We start from the raw sequence: 10,822 nt of genomic DNA, 5'->3' as shown, positions 1-10,822 counted from the left end.
GCCGCGACGACCTGTCGGGCAGGCGGAAGCACCGTCTCCGGCGTACGGTCGACGGCATGACCAGCCACGACCAGTTCGCCCCCGGAGACCCCGTCGCCCGCTACCCGCGGGTCGAGCCGCCCGTGCAGCACCAGCCCGAGCCGGGCGTGCAGTCGCAGATGCAGCCGGTTCCCGATCTGGGCGAGTCGAGCTACCGAGGGCTCGGCCGTCTCACCGGCCGGCGGGCACTCATCACCGGCGGCGACTCCGGCATCGGCGGAGCCGTCGCCATCGCCTTCGCGCGAGAGGGGGCGGATGTCGCGATCGCCCACCTCCCCGAGGAGTCGGCCGACGCCGACCACGTGCTCGAGCAGGTGCGGGCCGCCGGTCGCACCGGGGTGAGCCTGCCCACCGACATCTCCGACCCGGCTGCCTGCCGTCAGTTGGTCGCCGACGCGGTCGAAGCTCTCGGTGGCCTCGACATCGTGGTCAACAACGCCGGCAAGCAGATCGCCGTCGAGAACGTCGAAGACCTCGACGACGAGCAGTTCGAGCAGACCTTCCGCGTGAACGTGTTCGCGAACTTCTGGATCACGAAGGCGGCGCTGCCGCACCTCGCTCCCGGCTCCGCCATCATCAGCACGGCCTCGCTCGAGGCCTATCAGCCCGCACCCGATCGCCTCGACTACGCCGCGAGCAAGGCCGCGATCAACAACCTCTCGAAAGGGCTGGCGCAGCAGCTGGCCGACCGCGGCATCCGGGTCAACGTCGTCGCCCCCGGGCCCACCTGGACGGCGCTGCAGGTCTCGGGCGGGGTCTCCGACGAGCAGATGCGCGCCTTCGACGACGAGTCGACCTACCAGCGCGCCGGGCAGCCCGCCGAGATCGCTCCCGCCTACGTCTTCCTCGCCTCGGCCGAGGCGAGCTACGTCTCGGGGGAGACCCTCAACGTCAACGGGGCCATGGTCACCCCGTGAGCGAGGTGCCCCTCGAGCTGGTCGTCGACCGGGTGCGGTCGCGGGGCGCCACCACCCGCGTCACCCGGGTGAGCATGACGGGTGCTGAGCACGCCGACGACACCGGGAGCCGGAAGGCCTTCGTGCTGGTAGGCGGGGTGGGGGTCGCCGCCACCTACTTCGAGTTCCTCGCACCCACCCTCGCCGAGCGCGGCGACGTCTACGCGCTCGACCTACCCGGGTTCGCGGGGCTCCCGCGCCCGGGGGTGCAGCCGACCGCCGTTTTCTTCGCCGAGCAGGTCGCGGCGGTGCTCGATCACTACGGTCTCGACGACCCCGTGGTGATCGGGCACTCCATGGGCACGCAGGTCGTGACCGAGCTCCTCATCAGCCGTCCGGGCATCACCGAGGCGGTGCTGGTGAGCCCCGTCATCAACGACCGCGAGCGCGCGCTTCCGGTGCAGGCGCTGCGCTTCGCGCAGTCGGCGTCGCGCGAGACGCTGCACCTCGCCCTCACCGCGGTCTCGGCGTACGTCTTGTGCGGGCTCGTCTATTTCCTCACCGTGCTGCCGCACATGATGCGCTACCGCATCGTCGACCGAGTGGCGCTCGTGCCGGCGCGGCTGCTCTTCATCCGCGGGCAGTTCGACACCACCTCACCGCGGCGGTTCCATCTGCGGTTGGCGAAGGCGGCGCGCTCGGCATCCACCTGGGAGATCGAGGGGGCCGCCCATTCGGTCATCAACGCGCACGCGGTGGGGGTGGCGAAGCTCACCCTGGGGTTCGTCGACGGCGAGCTCGCCCGGCGCGGGCAGATGTCGTCGGAGGAGGCCGACCTGCCGGAGCCCGTGGGCGGCGGCCTGCCGCTCGTGCTCAAGGCGATGGGGAGCAGGGCTGCCGAGTGGGTCTCCGCCCTCCGCCGCGACGAGCGCGGAGTGGCCCGGGCGAAAGCGCAGCACGCGAAACTGCTCTGGCAGGCCTACGCCCCTCGCCGCGGATGACCCACGCCTGAAACGGTGCCGATGTCAAGCCCGCGCCGCGAGACGTCACCCGGAGTTCACTCGAGAGCATCCGCGCAACGACGGCGGTGTGAAAGGCGGATGAACCATGGTGATGCAGCTGGAGAACACGGGTCTCGCGGTGAGCTGGCGGTGCGCCCAGCCGGGGCTCTGGATCGCGTCGGCTCGCGGGGAGGCCGCTGGAATCGTGACGGAGCGCTGGACGGAGGGCTTCGAGGTCACCTGTGCCACCGGCAGGGCGCTCGGCACCTTCCCCCGGCTCGACGAGGCGAAGGCCGCACTCGAGCGCGCCGTCGCCATGGATCGGGCGCGCGCGGCGATGCGCTGAGACGGGCGACGCGCTGAGACGCGCGATGCGCTGAGACCGCGCCTCAGGCCGCGACCGGCCCGTCGGGCCAGTGCCCCAGGGTGCGCGCGGCCTCATAGGTGGCCTCGAGGAACTCGAGCACCAGCGCATCGGGGTCGTCGGCGGCCCGCACCACCTCGTACGGCAGCAGGAACTCGCCGAGCTCCGCGCTGAAGAACGCGCCCTCCGGCACCGGCCATTCGGCGAAGCCCTCGGGACCGGGGTAGGCGTAGGAGTAGAACGCCCCCTCCGCTCCGCCGCCGGGCCAGAACCCGGCGCTGCTGATCTCGTGCGAGTACCCCTCCACCATCACGCGGTCGGGGCAGTTCGGCACTCCGCCCGGGTGCCTAGGGGCCTCCCGGCCCGAGAAACGGGTGACCGCGAGGTCGATCGCGCCCCAGAAGAAGTGCACCGGGCTGACCTTCCCGGTGAAGCGCGAGCGGAACACCGTGAGCACGCGCTCGGCCTGGATCAGTTGCCGCCAGAACGCCGTGATCGCCTCGGCGTCGTAGCTGCAGTTCTCGTGGTCGTCTTCGAAGGGCACGGCGGGGTCGACCTCGTTCGGCCGCGCGTGGATCGTGGCCTCGACCCCCAGCTCCGCGAGGGCCGCGAACACCCGGCGGTAGAACTCCGACACGGGCATCGCCTCGAGGGCGAAGACGCTCTCGCGCCCGTCGCTCCGGCGGAACGACACCCGGTGGGCCAGAAGGTCGAACTCGATGTCGAACACGTCCCCCCGGTAGGGCACGGCTCCGGTGCTGAGCCCGCGGGCCGTCACGTACAGCGGCACCTGCCACCAGTGGTTGACCATCGGCGCGAACGCCATGCGCACCTTCCCCACGATCTGGGTGAACATGTGGAACGTCGCCCTGGTCGGGCCCCAGGGGTCCGTCGTGAGGGCGGGCCAGGAGCTGTTCGACGGAGCGGAGGCGGCGGTCGCGTGCATGAGCCCACGGTACAGAGCGCGGAGCGCGAAGCTCTAGGCTGGTCGCCCGTGAGTCTCATCCGCCTGAACGACGTCGGCATCGAGTTCGAGGGGCGCACGGTGCTGCGCGAGGCCTTCCTGAAACTGAAGGCGGGCGACCGCGTCGGCCTCATCGGCAAGAACGGCACCGGCAAGAGCACGCTGCTCGAGCTCGTGCTCGGTCGGCGCGAGCCCACCACCGGCACGGTCGACGTGACGCTCGGCACCACCGTGGGGTACTTCTCGCAGTTCTCCGAGCTCGACGGCGAGCAGAGCATCCGCGAGATCTTGAGCGGCCACTTCGCCGCGGTGCACGAGACGCAGGCGAGACTCGACGCGATCGGCGAGCAGCTGGCCGAACCGATGACCGCCGAGGCGATGGATGCGCTCCTCACCGAGCAGGCCGAGCTGTTCGAGCGCATGGAGGCTCTCGACGGCTGGAACTACGAGAACGCCATCGACACCGTGCTCACGAGTCTCGGCTTCGACGACGAGCGGCGTGAGCTGCCCGTCGACCGCCTCTCGGGGGGCTGGCGCAACCGGGCGGCCCTCGCGCGCATCCTGATCGAAGCCCCCGACGTGCTGCTGCTCGACGAGCCGACGAACTTCCTCGACCTCGACGGCGTGCGCTGGATCGAGACCTGGCTCGGCCGCTACGCCGGCGCCGTGCTCGTGGTGAGCCACGACCGGCAGTTCCTCGACCAGGTGGTCGACCGCATCATCGAGATCGAGAACCACCGCCTGCAGGAGTACGACGGCGACTACTCGGCCTACGTGCACGCCAAGCAGTCGCGGCTGAAGATGCTCGAGAAGCAGTTCGCGCACGAGGAGGAGCTGCTCGCCTACGAGCAGGCGGCCTCCGCGGCTCGCCGTGAGGCGGCCCGCAACCCGAACGCGCTCGCCCGGCGGCTCGCCGACATCAAGAAGCGCCAGGCTCCCCGGCCCATCGACCAGATCATCACCGACATCTACGGCGGCCTCCGGGTGAGCAACGACCTGCTCGAGGTGGTGCGGCTCGGCAAAGGCTTCGGCGGCACCCCGCTGTTCGAGAACCTCAGCTTCAGCCTGCACCGCGGCGACCGCATCGCCGTGCTCGGCGCGAACGGCTCGGGCAAGTCGACGCTGCTCGACGTGCTCACGGGGGAGACCGAGGCCGACTCCGGGCAGATCCGCTGGGCCAAGGGCGTGCGGTACGTCTCCTACAACCGCGTCTTCGCCGAGCTCGACCTCACCGACACCGTCGGCCACGCCGTGAACGCCTACCCCGACTCGCTCGCCTTCAGCGCCACGAAGAAGAGCGTCGCCCGGTTCCTCGCCATGCTGCAGTTCTCCGATGCCGACCTGCAGCAGCGCATCGGGAATCTGTCGGGCGGTCAGCGTGCCCGTGTGGCCATCGCGCAGTGCCTGCTCTCGGGGGCCGCGGTCATCATCCTCGACGAGCCCACCAACCACCTCGACATCACCAGCACGCAGGTGATGGAGCGGGCGCTCACGCACTTCCCGGGCGCCGTGCTCGTGGTGAGCCACGACCGCTTCTTCGTCGACAAGCTCGCCGACCGGCTGCTCGTGTTCGACGGCACGCCCACCGTCGTGGAGCGGGCGGCGACCGGAGCCCTCTGAGCCCCGCGCTCGACGTCGTCTGCGGGTTTCCTGCGATCGACATCGGGGCCCGGATGCGGGCGTAACGTGTAAGGAATGGCGCACCCCAACTCAGCAACGGTCGGAGAGCTCCGCGCGGCGGGGCATGTTCAGAAGAGCCTGCGGGCCGAGATCCGCGACAACCTGCTCGCGGCGCTGCGTGTGGGTCGCGATCCGTGGCCCGGCCTCCACGGCTTCGAGTCGACGGTCATCCCGCAGCTCGAGCGGGCGCTCATCGCAGGCCACGACGTGGTGCTACTGGGGGAGCGCGGCCAGGGCAAGACCAGGCTCCTGCGCACGCTCTCGGGCCTGCTCGACGAGTGGACGCCCGTCATCGAGGGCTCGGAGCTGGGGGAGCATCCGTACGATCCGATCACCGTGGCGAGCATCCGTCGTGCGGCGGAGCTCGGCGACGCGCTGCCGATCGCCTGGAAGCACCGTTCGGAGCGCTACGTCGAGAAGCTCGCCACTCCCGACACGAGCGTCGCCGACCTCATCGGCGACGTCGACCCGATGAAGGTCGTCGAGGGGCGGTCGCTCGGCGACCCCGAGACCATCCACTTCGGCCTCATCCCGCGCAGCCACCGCGGCATCGTGGCCATCAACGAGCTGCCCGACCTGGCCGAGCGCATCCAGGTGGCGATGCTCAACGTGATGGAGGAGCGCGACATCCAGATCCGCGGCTACGTGCTGCGGCTGCCGCTCGACGTGCTCGTCGTGGCGAGCGCGAACCCCGAGGACTACACCAACCGCGGCCGCATCATCACGCCGCTGAAAGATCGGTTCGGCGCCGAGATCCGCACCCACTACCCGACCGAGCTCGCCGACGAGGTGGCGGTCATCCGCCAGGAGGCCGAGCTCGTCGCCGAGGTGCCCGACCACCTCATCGAGGTGCTCGCCCGATTCACCAGGGCGCTGCGGTCGTCGAGCTCGGTCGATCAGCGCAGCGGTGTGAGCGCGCGCTTCGCGATCGCCGGCGCCGAGACGATCGCCGCCGCGGCGCTGCACCGGGCGTCCCGCCAGGGTGAGGACGTCGCGGTGGCCCGGCCCGTCGACCTCGAGACGGCTGTCGACGTGCTGGGCGGCAAGATCGAGTTCGAGACCGGCGAGGAAGGGCGGGAGGACGACATCCTCGACCACCTGCTCCGCACGGCGACCGCCGAGACGGTGCGCGAGCACTTCCGCGGCATCGACTTCTCCGTGCTGGTCGACGCCCTCGAGGCGGGCGCGCTCGTCACCACCGGTGAGCAGGTGTCGGCACGCGACGTGCTCGCCGGGCTGCCCGCGCTCGGCGAGTCGGAGCTGTACGACCAGATCTGCGACCGGCTCGGCGCCCGCAACGACGGCGAGCGGGCCGGAGCCGTCGAGCTCGCGCTGGAGGGGCTCTACCTCGCCCGGCGGGTGAGCAAGGAGACGGGCGGCGGCGAGACCGTCTATGGCTAGGCAGAACCGCAGGCTCGGCAGGGGCGCCCGGTACGGCAAGTACGACGGCGGGCCCGACCCGCTGGCGCCTCCGGTCGACCTCAGCGAGGCGCTCGATGCCATCGGCGACGAGGTGATGGCGGGCTACTCGCCCGAGCAGGCGCTGCGCGAGTACCTGCGCCGCAGCGGGCGCGACGCCTCGGGCCGAGACCGCGCGGGCCTCGACGAGCTCGCCCGCCGCGTGGCCGAGCGCCGCGAGCAGCTCACCCGCGACAACAAGCTCGACGGCACACTGCAGGAGGTGAAGCGCCTGCTCGACAAGGCGGTGCTCGCCGAACGCAAGCAGCTGGCCAGAGACGTCGACATGGACGAGGGCGACCGCGCCCTCGCCGAGCTGCAGATCGGGGCGCTCCCGCCCTCGCCCGCCGCTGCGGTGAACGAGTTGAACGGCTACTCCTGGCGGAGCTCCGAGGCGCGCGCCGACTTCGAGGCCATCAAAGACCTGCTCGGCCGGGAGCTGCTCGACCAGCGTTTCGCCGGCTTCAAGGAGGCGCTCGAGAACGCCACCGACGACGACCGCACCGCCGTGAACGACATGCTCGCCGACCTCAACCGGCTGCTCGCCGCCCACCGGCGCGGCGACGACACCGACGAGCTGTTCGAGCGCTTCATGGCCCGGCATGGCGCGTTCTTCCCCGAGAACCCGTCGACCGTCGACGAGCTGCTCGACACCCTCGCAGCCCGGGCGGCGGCGGGGCAGCGGATGCGCAACTCCATGACCCCCGAACAGCGCGCGGAACTCGACGCGCTCGCCCAGCAGGCCTTCGGCTCGCCCGAGCTCATGGCGTCGCTCGGCGAGCTCGACGGCAACCTGCGGGCCCTCCGCCCCGGCGAGGACTGGAGCGGAGCCGAGTCGATGGAGGGCGAGCAGGGGCTCGGCCTCGGTGACGGCACCGGCGTCTTCCAAGACCTCGCCGAGCTCGACGCCCTCTCGGAGCAGCTCGCCCAGGGCTACGAGGGCTCGCGCATCGACGACCTCGACCTCGAGGCGCTCTCGCGGCAGCTCGGCGAGGAGTCGGCGGTCGACGCGCGCACCCTGCAGCAGCTCGAGCGGGCGCTGCGCGACTCGGGGGCGATGAAGCGCGGCTCTGACGGGCGGCTGAAGCTCACCCCCAAGGCGATGCGGCAGCTCGGCAAGGCGCTGCTGCGTGATGTCGCCGACCGCATGTCGGGCCGTACCGGGGCCCGTGAGCTGCGGCAGGCGGGTGCCGCCGGCGATCTCTCGGGCGCGACCCGGCCGTGGGTGTTCGGCGACACCGAGCCGTGGGAGGTCACCCGCACCATCACCAACGCCGTGGTGAGCTCGGCCGGGGAGCGCCCGGCGGGTGCCGACCGCGGGAGCCGGGTGCGCATCCGCATCGACGACGTCGAGGTGCAGGAGACCGAGGCGCGCACGCAGGCCGCGGTGGCCCTGCTCGTCGACACCTCGTTCTCGATGGCGATGGACGGGCGGTGGGTGCCGATGAAGCGCACCGCACTGGCGCTCCACACGCTCATCTCGAGCCGGTTCCGCGGCGACGACCTGCAGCTCATCGGCTTCGGCCGGCACGCCGCCGTGATGGAGATCGAGGAGCTGGTCGGCCTCGACGCCAAGTGGGACAAGGGCACGAATCTGCACCACGCCCTGCTGCTGGCGAACCGGCACTTCCGCAAGCATCCGAACGCCCAGCCGGTGCTGCTCATCGTCACCGACGGCGAACCGACCTCGCACCTGGAGGCGAACGGCGAGGTGTTCTTCGACTACCCGCCGCATCCGATCACCATCGCCTACGCGGTGCGCGAGCTCGACAACGCCGGCCGGCTCGGCGCCCGGGTCACCTTCTTCAGGCTGGGGGAGGATGCGGGGCTCGCCCGCTTCATCGACTCCATGGCCCGCCGCGTCGGCGGCTCGGTCATGGCGCCCGAGGCCGACGACCTCGGCGTCGCCGTGGTCGGCTCCTACCTCGGCTCACGCGGCTCCTGGCGCTCATCGTTCTCGGGCTCCGACCCCTTCGACTTCTGACCGCTGACCGGTCACCCCGCGATCGCCGCGTGGGTGCAGGAGAGCGATCCGCAGCTGAGCGGCTGGTGGGCGCAGGGCGTGACCGTGGGCTACGAGCGCATCGTGGGGCTGCGGCTGCCCGGGCAGATGCCCGGCGGCACCTTCACGGTGAGTCGCTCGCGGCTGCTCGAGCTCGACGCCGACGAGCTGCGCGGGAGGTTGCTCGACGACGAGCGGCGCTCTCAGCTGCTCGCCGGGTTCACCACCGTGCTGCGGTCGAAGCCCGCCTCGAAGTCGCTGCGGTTCTCCCTCGCCGACGCCGCGGGCGAGCCACTCGGCGTGCTGATGTTCACGATCGACCCGGCTGCCGGCGACCGCATCCGTCTCACCGTCACCCACGAGAAGCTTCCCGACGTGGGCTCGACCGACGCGTGGAAGGCGCGCTGGGGGGAGTGGCTCGCCGCGCTGTGAGGTCGTGCGGCTTGTCGGGCCGGTAGCCGGGTCAGACCTCGATGGCCTTGGCGATGCGGGCCAGGTGGGCGCGGAGGGTGAGGGTGGGGTCGGTGCGCTGGGCCTCGCGGAAGGCGGCGAAGTCGAGCTGGGTGCGCAGGGTCTCGCCGGCGCGCATCCGCTCCGCCTGCGAGCCCTCGAGCTGCTGCAGGGCGAGGGCTGCCGCCACGAGCTCCTCGGCGCGGTCGGCGGGCGCGAACACGACGCCGTCGTCGTCGGCCACCACGAGATCGCCGGCGCGCACCACCGTGCCTGCGATCGACACGGGGGAGCCGGGAGCGCCGGGGGCTCGCGCGAAACGGGGGCCGAAAGGATGCGCGCCCAGGCTGAACACCGGCAGCGCGATCTCGCGGAGCTGAGCGGTGTCGCGGTGCCGGCCCCAGATGACGATGCCGGCGAGGCCCGCCTTCGACGCCTCGAGGGTGAGGAGGTCGCCGACGCAGGCCTCGTCGTCGCGGCCGCCGTTGTCGACCACGAGCACCGACCCGGGTGCGGCGTCGTCGATGGCCATGAGGATGACGTCGACGCTGCCGACGTGGGCGACCGGCACGGCCGGTCCGGAGAAGACGGCCTCCGCCGAGACGGGCCGGAGGGCGGGCGGCGCCATGCCGAGGGCGACGTCGAGGCGGAGGGAGACATCGGCCAGCGCGGCCGTGGCGACGGAGTCTGACATGGCTCCACTGTGCCCTGCCCTCCATTCCCGCTCGGGCATGAGCCGATCTCCAGGAAATCGGGATACACTGAGGGCACACAAGGGGAGTACTCCCGACTGCGGTAGGCCCGCCAATACGGACTCGACGATGCGTCCCGGGCCATCGGTACCGGCTTCGGCCGGTATGGAGGAGACCTTGGCAGACCGCAGTCCGCCGACCCTTGGAGCACGCCGTGCAGATCACCCCTCTCGTCTGGATCATCACGATCGCCGTGACGATCGCCTTCTTCGTCTACGAGTTCTTCGCCCACGTGCGCAAGCCGCACGAACCCTCCATCGGGGAGTCGGCCCGCTGGTCCGCGTTCTACATCGGGCTCGCCGTGCTGTTCGGCGTCGGCGTCGGCATCTTCTCCGGCTGGACCTACGGCGGCGAGTACTTCGCCGGCTACCTCACCGAGAAGGCGCTGTCGATCGACAACCTGTTCGTCTTCCTCATCGTCATGAGCGGCTTCGCGGTGCCGAAGGCCTACCAGCAGAAGGTGCTGATGATCGGCATCGTCATCGCCCTCATCCTGCGCGGCGGCTTCATCGCCATCGGCGCCACGCTCATCGAGAACCTGTCGTGGATCTTCTACGTCTTCGGCGCTCTGCTGCTGTTCCTGGCCTGGCGTCAGGCGTTCTCGAACCACGAGTCGAACCCCGCCGACGGCCGCTTCATGAAGCTGGTGCGCCGCATCCTCCCCGTCACCGACGAGTACCACGACGACAAGCTCACCGTGCTGAAGAGCGGCAAGCGCTTCGTCACCCCGATGCTGCTCACCATCGTGGCCATCGGATTCATCGACCTGGTGTTCGCCGTCGACTCCATCCCCGCCATCTACGGGCTCACCGAGGAGGCGTACCTCGTGTTCACGGCGAACGCCTTCGCGCTGATGGGGCTCCGACAGCTGTTCTTCCTCATCGGCGGGCTGCTCGAGCGGCTGGTGTACCTGTCGCAGGGTCTCGCCGTCATCCTCGCCTTCATCGGGCTGAAGCTCGTCTTCCACGCGCTGCACGTCAACGAGCTGCCCTTCATCAACGGTGGCGAGCCGCTGCTGTGGGTGCCCGAGATCCCGATCTGGTTCTCGTTGCTGTTCATCGGGGCCACCATCACCGTCGCGACGGTGGCGAGCCTGCTGAAGACCCGCAACGACAAGAAGGCCGGCACCGACGAGAAGGCCCTCGGCGACCCGACCACGGGCGCCGGCGAGCCGGAGCGCGTGTCCGGATCGTGACCCGCGGCGGCCGCCGCGACT

At 70.9% G+C, this 10,822-nt stretch carries 10 protein-coding genes; 8 read left to right on the top strand and 2 right to left on the bottom strand.

The window, feature by feature from the left end; genetic code table 11:
• The first annotated feature begins 56 nt into the window (after positions 1-56).
• The 3 genes from HL652_RS11760 to HL652_RS11750 all read left to right on the top strand — a co-directional run bounded on the left by HL652_RS11760 (position 57) and on the right by HL652_RS11750 (position 2,282).
• Positions 57-956: an SDR family oxidoreductase gene (locus HL652_RS11760; protein ID WP_171705488.1), complete on the top strand. Its 900-nt coding sequence runs from the start codon at positions 57-59 to the stop codon at positions 954-956.
• Positions 953-1,936: an alpha/beta fold hydrolase gene (locus HL652_RS11755; RefSeq protein WP_253743209.1), complete on the top strand. Its 984-nt coding sequence runs from the start codon at positions 953-955 to the stop codon at positions 1,934-1,936. Before HL652_RS11760 ends, HL652_RS11755 begins: the two co-directional genes overlap by 4 nt.
• A gap of 106 nt (positions 1,937-2,042) precedes the next feature.
• Positions 2,043-2,282, top strand: a complete 240-nt coding sequence (locus HL652_RS11750; RefSeq protein WP_171705487.1) for a hypothetical protein — start codon at positions 2,043-2,045, stop codon at positions 2,280-2,282.
• Positions 2,283-2,325: 43 nt separating this feature from the next.
• Here the strand turns inward: HL652_RS11750 and HL652_RS11745 are convergent, their stop codons facing one another.
• Positions 2,326-3,246 carry a DUF5996 family protein gene (locus HL652_RS11745; RefSeq protein WP_171705486.1) on the bottom strand — a complete coding sequence of 307 codons (921 nt, stop codon included), beginning with the start codon at positions 3,244-3,246 and terminating at the stop codon, positions 2,326-2,328.
• Between the two features lie 48 nt (positions 3,247-3,294).
• On the opposite strand from HL652_RS11745, the gene HL652_RS11740 reads away from it, so the two are divergent.
• The 4 genes from HL652_RS11740 (at position 3,295) to HL652_RS11725 (ending at position 8,836) form a co-directional block, all read left to right on the top strand.
• The gene (locus HL652_RS11740; protein WP_171705485.1) at positions 3,295-4,884 is read left to right on the top strand and encodes an ABC-F family ATP-binding cassette domain-containing protein; all 1,590 of its coding nucleotides are present in this window, start codon (positions 3,295-3,297) and stop codon (positions 4,882-4,884) included.
• Positions 4,885-4,959: 75 nt separating this feature from the next.
• On the top strand, positions 4,960-6,345 hold the full coding sequence (locus tag HL652_RS11735) for a magnesium chelatase (protein WP_171705484.1): 1,386 nt from the start codon (positions 4,960-4,962) through the stop codon (positions 6,343-6,345).
• Positions 6,338-8,386, top strand: coding sequence for a vWA domain-containing protein (locus HL652_RS11730; RefSeq protein WP_171705483.1), 2,049 nt, complete (start codon positions 6,338-6,340; stop codon positions 8,384-8,386). The genes HL652_RS11735 and HL652_RS11730 overlap by 8 nt, the downstream gene beginning before the upstream one ends.
• 33 nt (positions 8,387-8,419) lie before the next feature.
• Positions 8,420-8,836, top strand: a complete 417-nt coding sequence (locus HL652_RS11725) for a hypothetical protein (protein WP_171705482.1) — start codon at positions 8,420-8,422, stop codon at positions 8,834-8,836.
• A gap of 31 nt (positions 8,837-8,867) precedes the next feature.
• On the opposite strand, the gene HL652_RS11720 is transcribed toward HL652_RS11725, so the two are convergent.
• Positions 8,868-9,548, bottom strand: a complete 681-nt coding sequence (locus tag HL652_RS11720) for an RraA family protein (protein WP_171705481.1) — start codon at positions 9,546-9,548, stop codon at positions 8,868-8,870.
• 212 nt (positions 9,549-9,760) lie between these two features.
• Here HL652_RS11720 and HL652_RS11715 point away from each other — a divergent pair, with 212 nt between their 5' ends.
• The gene (locus tag HL652_RS11715; protein ID WP_171705480.1) at positions 9,761-10,801 is read left to right on the top strand and encodes a TerC family protein; all 1,041 of its coding nucleotides are present in this window, start codon (positions 9,761-9,763) and stop codon (positions 10,799-10,801) included.
• Positions 10,802-10,822: the final 21 nt, after the last annotated feature.

Origin of the sequence: Herbiconiux sp. SALV-R1 (assembly GCF_013113715.1) — a bacterium.
Classification (GTDB): Bacteria; Actinomycetota; Actinomycetes; order Actinomycetales; family Microbacteriaceae; genus Herbiconiux.
This window is presented reverse-complemented; position numbering and strand designations above follow the sequence as displayed.

What these genes read in the sequence shown, in the direction of transcription:
- HL652_RS11720 (WP_171705481.1), bottom strand. Translation starts at nt 9,548, where the DNA reads ATGTCAGACTCCGTCGCCACGGCCGCGCTGGCCGATGTCTCCCTCCGC.
- HL652_RS11760 (WP_171705488.1), top strand. Translation starts at nt 57, where the DNA reads ATGACCAGCCACGACCAGTTCGCCCCCGGAGACCCCGTCGCCCGCTAC.
- HL652_RS11750 (WP_171705487.1), top strand. Translation starts at nt 2,043, where the DNA reads ATGGTGATGCAGCTGGAGAACACGGGTCTCGCGGTGAGCTGGCGGTGC.
- HL652_RS11735 (WP_171705484.1), top strand. Translation starts at nt 4,960, where the DNA reads ATGGCGCACCCCAACTCAGCAACGGTCGGAGAGCTCCGCGCGGCGGGG.
- HL652_RS11745 (WP_171705486.1), bottom strand. Translation starts at nt 3,246, where the DNA reads ATGCACGCGACCGCCGCCTCCGCTCCGTCGAACAGCTCCTGGCCCGCC.
- HL652_RS11730 (WP_171705483.1), top strand. Translation starts at nt 6,338, where the DNA reads ATGGCTAGGCAGAACCGCAGGCTCGGCAGGGGCGCCCGGTACGGCAAG.